The following is a 15,374-nucleotide window of genomic DNA, read 5'->3' as shown; positions in this document are numbered from 1 at the left end:
GATTTTAAATGGTATTGAAAGCATCATTTTCAGTCGGTGCGCATGACACTCCAGATAACCAAGTATCCCATCTTCTCTTATTTTGCTTTATCCATATTTCGGCCGTTTCGCGTGCTGTATATCGATAATTAATGTCTAGTTTTATTAGCGAAGATAAAAAAACCATGTCTGCTTCAGTGAGGCTAATACTGTTAATAATTTTAATGACACAGATAGGTAGTCCATCCACGGCTACTTTGACTATTTTCGTTTCAGACGGATAACCGCAATCAAAAATATGTAAACGGTTTAGTCCCCAATTGGGTTGAGTTTCGCAGTCTTGTTGATGTTTAGGGAATTCAACAAACTCGCCCGGATATATTCTATCTACCCAATTTGGTGTCCAGTTTAAAAGTATAATAGGTTTATTTTCGGTGACTGCATTATCGAGTAACGACCATAGCTCGCCCTCGTCATTAACATATTCAGTATGGTATTTAAGTTCCAGCGCTCTGATTCTTGCCTCTATATTTTCATTCCACGGACCAGAAAAAAATCTTCCTAACGCCTCACTTCCGACAGCAGTTGGCTCTTCAGCTTCAGGGGCAAAGATACGATAGCATTCGTTCAACGCGCGCCAGTCTGGTAATCCGGGACACATCTCCTTTACGTGTTCGGGATACCACCACTCCTTTCTCCCTTCAGCCAAATGGTCACCCGCCTTGATAATGTAACCTTCTGACAAAAGGCGCTTTAGTGGTGAATGGTCATGAGCCCATACCTCCATTTGTACGTCAGCACGCCCGGAATAAAGAAAAAACCATTGGCCCAACGAATCTGCCTCAACTATCTCGGTGGATACACCTGCTTTGTTAAGCAAAATTTCGGTAATGTGTGTCAACGCGTTCTGGCTGGCCCAGTCAAGTTTGAGCAGTTTTATCTTCTGTTCCAAGGCAGAAGTTGGCAACGACATCAAAAGAGAAATAGTGAACACACCAGAAAAAAAAGCCCTGCGAATATAAAAAAATAGGTCTGGTATAGTGTTCGATATAATCAAAGTTACAACCTTCAAGTAATTACCGTACTTGTAGAAATTTAAAAATTTATGACCCGACGTTTACCAGTAAAAAATTTTTCAGTAGTAATGAATCAAAGTATAGACCTCAATAAATTTATTGGTGTCTAAAATTTTTATCCAAAAAAATTAAAAATTTTCATTTGAGTTATGATAAAAAGTAGTTTTTGGGATATGCTTTATCCCCATGACTACTTTGTTTTACGTTGTCTTAATTAATTTTTTACGCATTTCAAGTTATTTTTGATATGAGTAATAAATGACATCTTATTATTCTAAGTAGACAGACCAATCTGATAAATTTTATAGACAGCATAGCCATCTCCTTCATGGAAAACGTCATTGATATAATCATTTATAAGGTATTTAAATTGGTTCCTTCAGTTTACAAAATATCAACACCCCCCTTTGGCCACTTAACGACCAAAAATCCTGCCCAACCCCGGCTTTGATTTGTGTATACCTACTCAGTGAGTGACGGCAGCGCTATACGACATATACTCTTACTTGCCACGCTCTGTCAGATGGGACGATAGACGTGGTGTCTACCGTCAAAAAGCATCATCGTTAATAAAAAATAAACCATATATTTCAATGATATAACTGATAAATTGGAACGGTAAAGAAAATCTGTTCTGGAATGAAAAAATACTGCGTCGTCCGATGCAACATATAGCCATAAACTGGGCTCAAAAGTACGGAATACACATGCAGAGAGGGTACGACTATGGCAACCGCTCAAAAAACAGCAGCTCAAAAGTTTATTGAAACGAACGTAGATTTCGATAAGACCGTCAAGATTCATGGTGGAGAGACGCCATTCAGCCCGACTCCTATGAAAGGGGTAGAAAGAATGATGTTTGAGAGACGGGGCGATGAGGTCGCGATAAGAGCGACATCCGTGGTGCGTTATGCACCTGAAAGTTATTTTGAACCCCACGCTCACCCGGGCGGTGAGGAATTCATTGTATTAGAAGGCACGTTTCAGGATAACCATGGCAATTACCCTAAAGGGTATTATGTTCGCAACCCAGTGTGTTCAACACACAGACCATTCTCAGACGATGGCTGCGAAATTTTCGTAAAACTGGCCCAGCTCCCACCTGAAGAGGGAAAAGAGCAATTTATCATCGACATGAACACGGCAGAGTGGAAAAAAGACAGTAATAAGTCGTGCAAATTACATCTTTGGGAGTCCGATTATGAACACACTGACGCGTTTATGTTCGACGCAGGGTACGAGTCAGAAACGCAACTTTTTAATGATGTCGCAGAATTTTTCGTCATCAAAGGAGAAGTCACTGTCAATGGCGTCAGCTACCCAGAGCGTTCGTGGTTGAGGTTTGCTGAGGGTACGCCAGTGACCATCTCTAGTGAAAACGGAGCAACGGTATACAGGAAAATTGGTAAAGGGTATGCCAGAAAATCTTTGTAAGTACGACGTGACAAATACTTACATCAATGCACTGAGAACAGACAAGTAAGGAGACACCATGTCAGCAGAAAATAAAATCACCATTTTTGAAACAACAGGCTTCCCTAACCCGGCAAGAATAAGAGCGGCACTGGCAGAAAAGAATGCAATGGAAGAAGTCGATTTTGTCGAAATTGATGTGATGAACAAGGAGCACAGGACAGAGAGTTTCTATGCAATGAACCCTCTCGGCACTGTGCCGGTGATGCGGACAGCAGAAGGCGACTTTATCTCCGAATCTACGGCGATCACTGAATACATTGACGCCCACTTCGATGGCCCGAGTTTAACTGGCTCAACGCCCTTGGAAAGAGCACAGGTTCACATGATGCAGCGACGTGCAGAATCAATGGTAATGGACGCTGTTGGAACCTATTTTCACCATGCGACTGAGGGACTGGGCCCAGACCTGGAGACAAACCAATGTTCACAGTGGGGTAATATTCAGCTCAATACAGCAAAGAACGGTATGTTGTATTTTGATCGGCACCTTGCAAATAATGAGTTCGTTGCTGGCGACAAGTTTTCAATGGCAGACATTACTTTGTTTTATGGTCTAGCCTTTGCTGACTTCGCCAAAGTGGAGATATCCTCAGAGCTCAAGAATCTCATTGCTTGGCGAAAAAGAGTGGCACAGAGAGCGAGTCTCAGCGCTTAATCAAAGGTAGATTTGCCTGAAAGATTATCAGCTTGTTTCCTGAACACTAAAAGTAAAAGAGCCAGTTAACCTGGCTCTTTTTTATTTCCGACCCATCGCTACTTATCGTTCTGAGGCACGATATAGGTATTGAGCTTCTTTTTCGGCGGAGAAATATCACGGCTGGCAACAACGACGTCCTCACATACAATCTCTGCTTTGGTTGGATTCGTTTCTGTCTCGATATTAACGTTGAACTGGTTCATCCGTGACGGTGTAAACCGGTGATTTGATAAATAGTAATCGGCTTTGCCTTCATCCGATGTGACGACTAAGTAGCAACTGTTAGCGGGCTGGTTATTGTCACTGTCTGCCGCATACACCATGCCATAGGAACCATGCAAAGCAGGATAGATATAACTGGAGAGTTTTCGTTCCGGATCGAAATAACCAACCAGTGTGGTGACAGGGACACCAAAGCGCTCTGGCTTTCTGGGAACGGTGAGCGAATTAAGATCACTCATTTCAACCCAGGTCTCTCCATCAGATTGATAGTTTTTGACCGTCCCCCACGACAAGGTAATGACCGAGTCATTAATGTGCAGCCGACTGTTCCATCCAGCTGAATGACCCACCTTCAACATTTTTCCGTTATTCTCTGCCGATGCTGATGGAATATGAATATTACCCGCCCAATATCCATTACTGAAATGGACACTGACACCATCATAATTCTGCAGTAGGTTTGCAACTGATGCTTCGTCTGAACTAGATGGCGATATGGCTGCCAGGGTTTTGTTAACGACAGAGTGTTGCCATTCCTTCATCTGCTTCAGCTCGGGATCCCATTTGATAAATCCAGTGGATGAAGACGGTGAGAACAAGGCTTTACTCTCGAAAAAACTCTGTATGATTTTGGCAGAATAAGGAGTGTACATCGTAAATGCGTTAACGCTTGGTACATGAGGCGCCCCGCCCCCCATTGAATCTGAACCGAATCTATGACCATTAAATGGAGCAACACACTCACCATTCAGGCAAGCGTTTGTGTTCGATGGTGTCAGACCAAAATTTGGCACAAACAGATTTTTTTCACTCTCCCATCCCCATGTCGAATTCACTTGGTCTGCTGGCTTGTGTATGGTGCCTATAAAGCCACCGGGGTAATGACCGAGGCTATAGTTATGTCCAAGCTCATGGCTCATCTCGTTTCCGATGCTACTATCCAGCGTTACCATACCTGCGCCGCCTGACCCACCATGCACGATCACACCATTTTGATACACGCCCACTGTATTGTGTGCGGTTAACTGAGCAACGCTATAAGGGTGTCCACGGCCCGCTTGCATCCATACATCAGAGGCATTGATTCCGTAGTTAGCATTATTAATTCCAATCGAAATAAGCATTTTACCTATCGCTTCCCGCATTGAACCACTATGCCAACCGCCATTATCCAGCGCTTTATCGACAAGTAATGTGCCGTCATACATCATCACTTCTGTAAAGTATTGAGGCTCATATGTCGACATTATCAGTCTACTGGCCGGTAGCGTCTGGAAATATTCCCGGGCGTACCTTTCGTCATACTGGAATAGGAATCCCTCGCGATTTTTAGTCAACATGCCAACGTCAATAGTGTGAAGGATCAACTCGGTGGCAGGGCCAACATGAAGTTTGTCGATTTTTCCGTCAAGTGTTTTGGTGTCTTTTAGCTGAAGTGAAAATTGAAATTGGATACCCGTTTGAATATGTTTGGCAGGTATGACAGCAGTCCAAAAATTATCGCCGTATCGAATTTTGCTGTACTCAAAATCGGAAGCGTTTAGCCAGGTACCATGGATGTTGACAAATACAAGTGTGCTACCGTTGTTTAAAGGTCTACTTAACTTGCCGTAATTGACTGTGGAGCCGTATCCAGCAGATGACTGGAAGACAATTTTTTTTCCATTTAAATTATTTGATTCAGGCAAGTAGAATGATCGTCGCCATGCACCATTATACGTAGAGACCTTCACTGTATTGGCACTCTCGAAGATAGCGTTGAGCCTTGACCCATTCTTATCTAACTGATTAAGTGCATTTTGTCCTGCGACATAATGATCGAACTCAGTTGGTAGGGTGAAATCCATGGTTGCTGAGTCAAAACCCTGCGGCACCTTTGTTTGCCCAGCGACTTTCGGCAGTCTCTCCGGCGACAGCATCTGTGCGGCAAATAGCTCAGCCCCCTCGTTGCTCTTAACCGTTACATTCAACGAGTCTATATCGCTCAAGGGAACATTCGGTCTCAACAGAACCAATGTTTTACGGTTACCCGTCAAGTGCGGCTGCCTGTCATTACCTATGTGATCACTCGCCGGGATAATAGCGTGTTGGCCAAAGAGTAAGTAGCCACTGAGTGTACCCGACAGATCGTTGAACTGATTTTTATTGAAATCAATATAGCTATCATGGCTGATGTACTGGGGGCCTGTCTGGGAAGAGTCCAGCGGAAACTCATCATCCACATCTGCCACCCCATCACCGTCATCATCAGTATCAGCATTGTTTCCAATACCGTCCGCATCTGTGTCAATGGACTCTCCGGCGTCCAGAGGGAAAGCATCATTGATATCTGGAACACCATCATTATCGTCATCTATATCTGCATTGTTTCCGATGGTATCACCATCAGTGTCCTGCCATTCCAGTGGATTCAAAGGCAACGCATCCAGGCTATCCACAACTCCATCATTATCGTCGTCGTTGTCCCTGTTATCTCCAATCCCGTCATTGTCAGAATCCGCATACTCTGAGGCGTCAAGCGGATATCTATCAAGGTTATCATCAAAGCCGTCTTCATCATCATCGTTATCAATGAGATTCCCTATCCCATCAAAATCAGAATCGATTCCACAATAATTATTAAACTGCACATAGCTATCCGGGCAGGTCTTTGCGTCACCAAGAGCGATAAATGTTTGGGTCATTTTATCCATTGACGTTATACCCTGCTCCTTGAGGTGCGAGACCATATGCATTATTGCTTTGCTCACCAGCATAAGATCTTTAGTCGGAGAAACGGTCTGAGCAAATGTTCGATTGCGCTGACCTGTATCGAACATGTCTGTAATAGAGAGAAATAGACCCGACTCAACGAGGTTCGAGGCAATATATTGCGCCGTCTCATCCTGATTTTTCATAAAATCTGACGTTACCACTTCCCTGTCTAGTCCATACAACAACGACACCCATGAAATCGCGTCAGTATTCAATATCTGACTTTGAGTGAGAGAATTAGATTGCCGTAGGTTGAGTTGATGGAGCCTGAAATCAACAATCGTTGTCAGCGGGGTCACAATAGATACCCCGGGCGGAGAGCTCATAAAGTAGGAATGTTCTAAAGCTTTGTTAGATTTTACATCTATCGTACTACCAGCATTAATGGCCGCAACGACTGGAAAGCGCTCGGGAAAATCGATACCGGATACATTAAGGCGGGCGACACCATTGGCATCGGAGTTCGCAACAGGCTCATTTTCATCTTGTCGGAAATTAACGTTCTGATCCAACCACACCGTCGCATTGTTCAGGTAACCATTGCTGACAATAATATCGATATATTTATTCGGGGCACCCTCAACCACACTCGCCTCTTGTTGAACCTTATCTCCTTCACATGCAGTATTACAAAACACAACAAATGCGAGAGAAACGATGAGTCGATATCGCTTCATGTGAACTCCTCATACTACGAACAATTTTTCCCAGTCCTTTTAGATTAGTGTATTGTCTAACTAAATAAAATAAGTATGTAAACGTTTCTGTAGTCTCAACCAAGGAACATAAATAAGTAATTTTTTCTAAAAAAATTTTCATGTAGATATAGACAAATCTTAAAAGTTGATTTTTCTTGGAACCGAATCGCAAAACGAAATGAGAAAAAGATATAAAATTTATTTTTTATAATTATTTAAATTAATAACGGCTGATACCATGTCTAACTTTTCAAAAGTATTCTTTTTAGTTATCTCATTCATTCTAATTGGCTGTGCTTCAGGGCCTAACTCAAAACCAGAGAAAGGAAAGTCTCTTGTTGTAGGAAAAATTGTGTACGAAGGCAAAGATATCTTCAACCGCCTTGCTAACCTAAATGGAATCGCTAAAGGTGGTATTAAGTTATATTTCACACGTGAGAATGGTAAAATTGAGAGTGTTACTTCAGGACAAGGTGGTTTTTTTTATATTCTTACTAATTCTGGAGAAAGAATAAATCTAAATGAAGTAAAATTGAAAAGAACTCGAGGAAATGATTCATCATCAACATTTAAAAGCATAAATATGATAGTAACGTCGAATGATTCAGGTGTTACTATGCTAGGGGATATATCGTGGAAAAAAACAGGTTCAAAATCGTGGTACTCAATTAAAAACTTAAATTTAAGAGACGAATTTGTTTCTACATACCCCAATAATGTCTGGAATGATGAGAATTGGTCATATTAGTAATACCTCTGAGTTTATCTTGATTTTTTAACATGCTGAATTTTAAAGTTCAGTATGTTAAATATTAATACCTATACTAATTTTTTATTTGATAGAGCATTAGTAATAACGAATGATAAAAATATTTTATTTAGGTATTGATAATTAATATATTATTAAACATCTATTATGAAAATGTTGATCATTACTATTTTTAATTGACGGAACACTAGTGTAAATTAAATAAAAAATTGCACAAAAAAATCACTAGGAATATGTTGTAGTTTAGAGACGCTGTTCCGTCTGTTCACTTTGTGACAGTATGATTTTGGTATCTCGTAAAAAGTGATATTCGCTGATTGAACTAGAACAACAAGTAAACCCTAATGACCAACGTCAAGTCTTCACCACCCCAGTCTCACACACCATCCTAATAACGATAATTCTGCAGACACTGACAAAGAAATTCTGTCGGTGTGAGAATTTTTTGTGCGTCGTCGCTGCAAGACTGGATGAATACACTAAAACCCGAATTCAAAAAGATGTTTTGCAAAGCATCGATTGAGAAAAATAATAATTAGGAGGGTTACTATGAAAGTTCAGCCTTTTTTCCACCGTCAGACAGGCACACTGACGTACATTGTTTCCCAATCACAGCAGGCTATCGTGATTGATCCGGTACTGGACTATGTTGATGGAAAGATCAGTCACGATTCATTAAAAAAAGTGGTTGATGAACTCAAATCGCAAGACCTTGAGCTTCAATATATTCTCGAAACACACATACATGCGGATCACCTTTCCGGGGCACAGGCTTTACAGCAATATGCTGGCGGTAAGACAGCGATCAGCACAAAAATTGCTGATGTTTATGACACTTGGGTAGAGACCGTAAACGGTAAGCCTCTGGCTTCTTTTGACATTCTACTTAATGACGGCGACACACTGCCATTCAGTGATATATCCGTAAATGTTTTGGCAACGCCCGGACATACTCCCGCTGACCTGACGTATCATATTGATGACAGTATTTTTGTTGGCGATACTCTCTTCGCACCACATCGAGGAACAGCACGGGCAGACTTTCCCGGTGGCAGTGCCAATGATCTCTATCGGTCGATTTCTCGTCTTTATGGGCTGCCCGATAACACAAAAGTCTATTTGTGCCATGACTATCCAAGTGATGATGAGGAACCCGATGTTTACTCAACACTGGCTGAACAGAAGAGTGAAAATGTGATGCTAAGCGGCAAAGTGAGTGAAGAAGAATATGTAGCTGCACGTTTGGAGCGCGATAACAAACTCGCAATCCCCAAACTTCTCGATGTGGCAATCCCGTTTAACCTGACGTATGCACTGCCCTAGTGCCGAAAAAGAAAGCCGCGATTAACGCGGCTTTTCTTATCGACTGTTCAAACCTGAGCCTGTAACCAAAGTTTGAAATCTTCCACCTTTTCAGAGACAACACCACCAGCAGTCCATACCGCGTAGTATGCAAAATTTGACGTGTAACTGACCGCCCCGATATCGAAAGGACAGACAAGCTTCCCTTCTGCTAAATCTTTTTCCACCAAAATACTTCTTGCCAAAGCTAATCCCTCGCCACGTATTGCGCTCTCTATGACTTCGGAAAAGCTATTAATTTTAAGTCCCACATGGTTGTCAGGGATTGCGAGTTTTTGTTTCTCGAACCACTCGGTCCAGCTGGGATAAAGTTTATTCTTCTCGACGGATACATCGAATAGCAGTGGGATATCAGCCAGTGTCTCCATCGAGTCTTCTTTCAGCTGATAATTTTGAGCAAACTCAGGCGTACAAACGGGAAAGATTTCCTCATCCATCAGAAAGAGGCTTTCATATCCGGGCCAGTAGCCATTACCGTAGCGAATACCGATATCAATTGATTCCTTTGCATAGTCCTGCGTTTCGATTTTCGTTGAAATACACAGGTCGTAGTCAGGAAATCTGAGCTGAAAGTCCGCGATTCGTGGTAACAGCCATTTCGCTGCAATCGACGGACTAACACTTACGGTCAGTTTTTCGTCAAAATTCGGACTTTTCAGCTTACTGAGCCCATTTAATATCAGGTTAAAACCTTGATATATATCTGGATAAGCTTGTTTAGCTTCCTCCGTTAATGTCAGCCTCGCCTGGCCTGAGGTCGCCCGGATAAATAACTTTATACCTAGCCAATCTTCAAGTTGCCTAACCTGCTGACCAACTGCTGCCGGTGTGACATTAAGCTCTTCTGCAGCTGCAACAAAACTTAAATGTCGTGCGGCTGCTTCAAATGCTTTAATTCCGTTAAGATGCGCAAGTCGGTTCATATGTCCCTTTTCTGAATAATAATATGCTTAATCGCAAGCATAGCACCGTACAGAGAAAGGATATTTTCTCATCACTAAAACTAATTGAATTTAAAAGAGTTAACTTTAGCAATGTCTTTACTTAACCATCGCTGATTAAACTGAAAGTTTATAAACATTGCTTCGTATAGAGATGACGAAATAACCACTTTATTGCTTATACGATGAAAGAATCGAGATGGCAGTTAAGCCAGCGTAAACGCTGACTTAACGATTGTAAAATTTATCTTCACTCGAAAAATAGGAAAGCTACGTTTCATGCTAAGAGTCAGTGACTGCAGGCTAACGATAAAGGATCTTACTCTGATATTCGTCTGTATCCGGTAGTCTGGTTAACTTCATATACCCTGAATCTCCAGTCAGCCTCTTACCTGAGATATACCCTGATTGACACGACGTAAAGTCATTACTGTATCCTAATACTTCAGCAACAAATGCAGACAACTGAACCTGAAACACCTTCGGACATTGATCAAATCGTGCTCCCGCCAGATCCCTCACCTGCGGTACGTTAGATTTGATAAAGATGGGTACGTCGTAGTTACTGCTATATTTGAAATTGCCCTTTCCACCCGCTGTTTTGCTCACATGCTGACCATGGTCAGACGTAAAAAGAAGTGTCCACTTGCCGGGAAGTGTTTCAAGACGACTGTTGATCGCTTTAAGAATACTGTCTGTGTAATGAACACTGTTTAAGTATTCTTCAAGCAGATTTGACGTTCCAAAGACCTTTGACGATAAAGGTGACCGAATAGCATAAGGTTCATGTGAGCCATTTTGATGCAAAACTATAAAGTTCTTTTTATTTGCATCTATCTTACTCAACCAGTCAAGTAATTGACTGTCATCAACAGGCTGATACTCGTCGCCAGTAATTGATGAAGAGTCTGCGTAATCGTCTACCCATTGCTTTCCAATCTTCGATGTCAAAGCCAGGCCTGAACGCATTTGAGCGGATAAGAAGTGAGTCTGATAACCGTGGAGTTTGGCCAACCGAAAAAGGTTTGCAGTACCTCGTTCAATTTGCTGTCTTGCATTGGGCTTTTCAATCATATTGAACAGATAAGGCACACTGATATCGGTAAACAGACCGCCGGAAAAGCCCTGTTTAATGAGACCGAGTCCTTCCTTCTTTTGCTCAGTGAGCCAAGGCGTTGTCGGCTGGTCATATCCAAAGACGCCCATATAGTCTGAAGAAAGGCTTTCTCCCATCACAAAAATGATATTGTCAGAAAGCCCCTCATTCAGAGATGCAGGCGCAGGATGCAGCGCAGGCTTGACTGCACTCAAGCCTAAAATCTCATCGGGTAATATATGAGCAAAAAAGCGTGACGCTGTGTAAAGCGATGTTTTGACTGCGGTGTGCTGGAGCTTTGGTAGCCGACCCAAATCAAAATCTCTATCAAGCATCATTTTCACCGGATAGAAAAGCAGTAAAATTAAGCCAAACACAGATAAGGCACGAGATTTTTGTTTGCTTTGCTGCCTCATTTTGAAACACAGTGTAAAGGCTGCACACACCAGCAATATCAATACAATCGACACACTTAGGTGCCCAATCATCGCGACACCGTCGACCAATACCTCTGCCGATTTCTCAAGCAGCAACCAAATATCCATCGGCGACATCCAGTAGCCGAAATAGGCAAGATTGGAGTACTGCATTGTATATGCGATTGAAAAAAACACTACATATGTCAATGCAACAAATTTAGATGAGGCATACGTGATGATAAAACCGATTATCAAACCATATATGACTGAATAGCCAATATGTTCAGCTGAACCCACAGCATAATATTGTCTTAACAACCACTCAGAAAAACAGAGAGTTAAAGCGAGAAAGAGTGTAGAGAGGAATGTTAACTTTGGCTGTCTAATGCGCTCAGACAACGACGAGTACCAAGAGAGAGTATTCATTTATTACTTTGTACCTATGCGCTTATTTCAGTTTATTTGCTTTTTAACTCCCCGCAGTCCGTTGAAAGGATAAGCCCCGAACATAATAAGTCCTGCCCTAAAACGGACAGCACAATACCATTTTTGTCAGTTCAGTGACGAATTTCTTGTTAGAAAAAAGCCAGTTTGCGCTGGCTTTTCTCGACATGGAGATAGAAATAATCTCCAAGCAAGTGCTGAGCAAAACTGACTACTTAGTAAAGGTTGTAGCTCACACCAAGGTAAACGGACCCCAAATCCATTGTCGGATTATTCACGGCCCTATCTTCATTATCCATAAAGACTTTATCGTGCTCAGAGGCGAGTCTGACACTGATTTGTGGCAGTTGCTTTGGCGTGTACTCCACACCAAAGCCATAACGAACGGATGGGCGTCCATCTTTTTCGTTTTTGTGTTTTTTATTCTGACCACTGTTGTAAGCCGTGATCCCTAAACCTAGGTTAACGAAAGGCCGCACACCAATGTCGGTGGTAAAACCAAAGTTCCCCAATACGGTAACTGATGATGCATCGAGCTTACCCACTTTAGGATCACCGTAATCTGTATACTGTCCCTCAAGGGCAGCGAATCGATTAAACCTTATACCGGTATATATACGTTTTGTTTTTTTGGACACGTCATAACTGGCCGAGTGTCCTTTATCATCACTAAACTTGACGTTGCTGGTATTGCCATAACCTCCTCCTATATAGAAGAAGGACGTGTCTGCTGCCGAGGCATGCGCACTACAGGCAGCAAACAAGGATAAAGCGAGAATGTTTTTTTTCATCAGGGACTGCCTACTCAATTAAAATTTATAGGCCGCGCCAGCATAAACACTGCCGAGACTAATCCCGTAGTCTTTACCTGCTGGATCTACAATGGATGAGCGATTAATTTCAATCATGTCGCCTTCGTATGCCACTCGGAAAGTGACTCCTTTAGTAACAGCAGGCGCATATTCGGCACCAATGCCGTAATGAAGCCCAACCACACCGTTTTCGCCATTTTTGATCAAAGGTCTTGATTGGTTAATTTTCACATATGAGCCGCCCAGCAGAACAAAAGGTCGGATACCAGACTTGGAGGTATAACCCATATTTACCGATGCTGAAATAGAAGTAGGCTGCCAATGATAATCAACCGCCTTTCCAATACCGTCAGCGATCGATGTTCTGCCGTACTTGGTATAACCCAGTTCAAAGCCAAAAATTTTGTCCTGATAAACACCGGCAAACGCGTGATAGTCCATCGCATTCGACTTCATCCGAGAGCCTTCCTGCTCAGAAACAGACCAGCCTGAATCATTGATCGATGTTTTACCTATACCGCCACCAATATACGGATGAAATTCGTCAGCATTTGCTTGAGCGGTAAGTAATACACCAGCCATAAGGATTAGGGATTTTTTCATGATCACTCCGAATATACGTCTCTGCCCAATGTGGAGATACCTGACGACAGCCAAGCCCTACCAAAAATAGAAAACAACATTTTATTGGGCGAGAATATATAGGGTTATGATGCAAACATAACGGCGGAATCTTCATTTTTACCACACCAAAAATACACCTAACGGGTAATGCATGCATTATCACTCCCAATAACCAATTTCATTGAACACTAAAATAATTGTTTCTAAACAGTAGTTTGTGATTTTTAACTCCTCTCAAAATAAGGTGTAATTTATCCACAATCGCTACAGTCACCCTCCGAGAAACAATTTCTTTACTCAGCACAAAAACTCATCATTTGTCCGTTTTTTTTCAAATGGGCACAATAGCTTCATTAAGAACATCTGCATTAATTCAGCAGGAGAAGGACATGGACAAGAAACTCGCTGTGATCACTGGCTATGGTGCAGGGCTCGGAAAAGCACTGAAAGAGCGTTTCGAAATGGAAGGCTACACCGTGCTGGGAATCGCCCGTCATGGAGGTGACTTTGAGGCTGATTTGACTGATCCAGATGCGACAGACAGAGTTTTCGCTGAAATAACCAAACATTATGGAACACCTGAAATCGTGATTCATAATGTTGCTCATCTGGGCCGAGGACAACTGGAAAGTTTGACCGCCGATGACTTTGAGCAAACGTGGAAAACGACCACCCTGTCTGCATTTAATGTAGCAAAATCCGCTATCCCAGCAATGGCAGCATTGCATAGAGGAACCGTGATTTTTACTGGCGCAACGGCAAGCACCAAGGGCGGCAAAGGCTTCTCTCCCTTTGCATCAGCGAAATTTGCATTACGGGGATTGGCACAGTCTCTGGCACGAGAGTTTCAACCGAATGGTATCCATATTGCTCATGTAATACTGGATGGAATCATCTGGTCTGAAGTCAGTCTCAAGCGTTTTCCAAACCTACAAATTGAAAATGCTCTGCTGCCTAAAGATATCGCAGAAGTCTATCTCAATCTGGTGAAGCAGCCTAAATCAACATGGAGCCACGAACTCGATCTTCGCCCTCAGAATGAGGCGTTTTAACACTGTTCGTGATGCAAGATTGGAGGCAATATTATGAAAAAAAATAAAGTGGTTATTATTGGCGCTGGCCTCAGTGGACTCTATGCAGCATATTTGCTTAAGCAGAAAGGTATAGATTCAATCATTCTTGAGTCACGCGATAGAATTGGTGGTCGAATACTCACCTCACAGACAACACGTCGCGGTGAAAGTGAATATTATGACCTTGGGCCATCGTGGTTTTGGCCAGGCATGAATCGGCGAATTGAATCCTTGGTGAAAAAATTCTCATTGAACGCCTTCACTCAGCACGAAGAGGGCAACTATTTGATTGATGAAGCCAAAGGCGCACCGCCAAAAGTGATTCCTGGTATTTATGTAAATACACCAAGCTCGTATCGCATAGAGGGTGGTATGTACGCTCTGGTGAACGCTGTGTTTGAGCAACTCAATCCAGAGCAAGTTGAGTTAAATGCGCAGGTTACCCGTGTCAGTAAAGATAACAATAGTTACATTGTAACTTATGAGCGGAATGAAGATAGCTTTACAGTTGAGGCTGACTATGTGATCACCGCATTACCACTGCGAATATTGGTTGATCAAATTGGTTTTTCACCTGAACTGCCGGAAAACATACTTAACGCCATGGTCAATACACCAACCTGGATGGCTGCACATGCAAAACTGGTTGCAGTCTATGAGAAACCTTTCTGGCGAGAAGACGGTAACTCTGGTACTGCTAGCAGTCGTCTCGGACCCTTGGTAGAAATCCATGACGCGACAGTGAATGGTGGGAAAGGCGCCGGTGCCTTGTTTGGTTTTATTGGTTATAACGCACAAACAAGGAAGACGGCAGGTGAAGAAAAACTGAAGTCGCTGGCGGTTGAACAATTGACACGAATATTTGGTGAGCAAGCAGCAAAGCCATTAGATGTTCAATTAGTTGACTGGTCACAGGAAACTGAGACTGCCAA

Annotated in this window: 12 protein-coding genes; 6 read left to right on the top strand and 6 right to left on the bottom strand. The window is 42.4% G+C overall.

Annotated features, from left to right (window positions below; genetic code table 11):
- Positions 1-4: 4 nt before the first annotated feature.
- On the bottom strand, positions 5-952 hold the full coding sequence (locus tag A8L45_RS06360) for a glycine betaine ABC transporter substrate-binding protein (protein WP_175401928.1): 948 nt from the start codon (positions 950-952) through the stop codon (positions 5-7).
- An 829-nt stretch (positions 953-1,781) separates the two neighbouring features.
- Between A8L45_RS06360 and A8L45_RS06355 the strand changes: the two genes are divergently transcribed.
- Together A8L45_RS06355 and A8L45_RS06350 are read left to right on the top strand one after the other, a co-directional pair.
- Entirely contained in the window at positions 1,782-2,489 is a 708-nt protein-coding gene (locus A8L45_RS06355) for a cupin domain-containing protein (RefSeq protein ID WP_068900373.1), read from the top strand.
- Positions 2,490-2,547: 58 nt separating this feature from the next.
- Positions 2,548-3,186, top strand: a complete 639-nt coding sequence (locus tag A8L45_RS06350; RefSeq protein WP_068900371.1) for a glutathione S-transferase family protein — start codon at positions 2,548-2,550, stop codon at positions 3,184-3,186.
- 98 nt (positions 3,187-3,284) lie between these two features.
- On the opposite strand, the gene A8L45_RS06345 is transcribed toward A8L45_RS06350, so the two are convergent.
- Positions 3,285-6,881, bottom strand: coding sequence for a M66 family metalloprotease (locus A8L45_RS06345; RefSeq protein WP_068900369.1), 3,597 nt, complete (start codon positions 6,879-6,881; stop codon positions 3,285-3,287).
- A gap of 259 nt (positions 6,882-7,140) precedes the next feature.
- On the opposite strand from A8L45_RS06345, the gene A8L45_RS06340 reads away from it, so the two are divergent.
- Together A8L45_RS06340 and A8L45_RS06335 are read left to right on the top strand one after the other, a co-directional pair.
- Positions 7,141-7,650, top strand: a complete 510-nt coding sequence (locus A8L45_RS06340) for a hypothetical protein (RefSeq protein WP_068900367.1) — start codon at positions 7,141-7,143, stop codon at positions 7,648-7,650.
- Between the two features lie 570 nt (positions 7,651-8,220).
- On the top strand, positions 8,221-8,994 hold the full coding sequence (locus tag A8L45_RS06335; RefSeq protein WP_068900365.1) for an MBL fold metallo-hydrolase: 774 nt from the start codon (positions 8,221-8,223) through the stop codon (positions 8,992-8,994).
- A 47-nt stretch (positions 8,995-9,041) separates the two neighbouring features.
- Here A8L45_RS06335 and A8L45_RS06330 read toward each other — a convergent pair whose 3' ends face one another.
- The 4 genes from A8L45_RS06330 to A8L45_RS06315 form a co-directional block, all read right to left on the bottom strand.
- A complete protein-coding gene (locus A8L45_RS06330; RefSeq protein ID WP_068900363.1) occupies positions 9,042-9,956 on the bottom strand; it encodes a LysR substrate-binding domain-containing protein in 915 nt (304 codons plus the stop codon).
- 321 nt (positions 9,957-10,277) lie between these two features.
- On the bottom strand, positions 10,278-11,660 hold the full coding sequence (locus tag A8L45_RS06325; protein ID WP_175401927.1) for a phosphoethanolamine transferase: 1,383 nt from the start codon (positions 11,658-11,660) through the stop codon (positions 10,278-10,280).
- Positions 11,661-12,148: 488 nt separating this feature from the next.
- Complete coding sequence (locus tag A8L45_RS06320; protein WP_068900360.1) at positions 12,149-12,724, bottom strand: outer membrane beta-barrel protein; 576 nt, start codon at positions 12,722-12,724, stop codon at positions 12,149-12,151.
- Between the two features lie 18 nt (positions 12,725-12,742).
- Positions 12,743-13,348, bottom strand: a complete 606-nt coding sequence (locus A8L45_RS06315) for an outer membrane beta-barrel protein (RefSeq protein WP_068900358.1) — start codon at positions 13,346-13,348, stop codon at positions 12,743-12,745.
- Between the two features lie 410 nt (positions 13,349-13,758).
- Between A8L45_RS06315 and A8L45_RS06310 the strand changes: the two genes are divergently transcribed.
- Together A8L45_RS06310 and A8L45_RS06305 are read left to right on the top strand one after the other, a co-directional pair.
- Entirely contained in the window at positions 13,759-14,421 is a 663-nt protein-coding gene (locus A8L45_RS06310) for an SDR family NAD(P)-dependent oxidoreductase (protein WP_068900356.1), read from the top strand.
- Between the two features lie 33 nt (positions 14,422-14,454).
- A partial coding sequence (locus A8L45_RS06305; RefSeq protein ID WP_068900354.1) for a flavin monoamine oxidase family protein occupies positions 14,455-15,374 on the top strand: 920 nt, incomplete at its 3' end.

The sequence above is a fragment of the Veronia pacifica genome, assembly GCF_001707825.1.
GTDB lineage: Bacteria > Pseudomonadota > Gammaproteobacteria > Enterobacterales > Vibrionaceae > Veronia > Veronia pacifica.
The sequence above is the reverse complement of the archived record's forward strand: the minus strand, read 5'-3'. Positions and strand labels throughout refer to the sequence as shown.

Bases quoted from the DNA above. Each gene is read 5' to 3' on its own strand.
- A8L45_RS06325 (WP_175401927.1), bottom strand. From the start codon at position 11,660: ATGCAGTACTCCAATCTTGCCTATTTCGGCTACTGGATGTCGCCGATG.
- A8L45_RS06330 (WP_068900363.1), bottom strand. From the start codon at position 9,956: ATGAACCGACTTGCGCATCTTAACGGAATTAAAGCATTTGAAGCAGCC.
- A8L45_RS06310 (WP_068900356.1), top strand. From the start codon at position 13,759: ATGGACAAGAAACTCGCTGTGATCACTGGCTATGGTGCAGGGCTCGGA.
- A8L45_RS06350 (WP_068900371.1), top strand. From the start codon at position 2,548: ATGTCAGCAGAAAATAAAATCACCATTTTTGAAACAACAGGCTTCCCT.
- A8L45_RS06340 (WP_068900367.1), top strand. From the start codon at position 7,141: ATGTCTAACTTTTCAAAAGTATTCTTTTTAGTTATCTCATTCATTCTA.
- A8L45_RS06345 (WP_068900369.1), bottom strand. From the start codon at position 6,881: ATGAAGCGATATCGACTCATCGTTTCTCTCGCATTTGTTGTGTTTTGT.
- A8L45_RS06315 (WP_068900358.1), bottom strand. From the start codon at position 13,348: ATGAAAAAATCCCTAATCCTTATGGCTGGTGTATTACTTACCGCTCAA.
- A8L45_RS06335 (WP_068900365.1), top strand. From the start codon at position 8,221: ATGAAAGTTCAGCCTTTTTTCCACCGTCAGACAGGCACACTGACGTAC.
- A8L45_RS06360 (WP_175401928.1), bottom strand. From the start codon at position 952: ATGTCGTTGCCAACTTCTGCCTTGGAACAGAAGATAAAACTGCTCAAA.
- A8L45_RS06320 (WP_068900360.1), bottom strand. From the start codon at position 12,724: ATGAAAAAAAACATTCTCGCTTTATCCTTGTTTGCTGCCTGTAGTGCG.
- A8L45_RS06355 (WP_068900373.1), top strand. From the start codon at position 1,782: ATGGCAACCGCTCAAAAAACAGCAGCTCAAAAGTTTATTGAAACGAAC.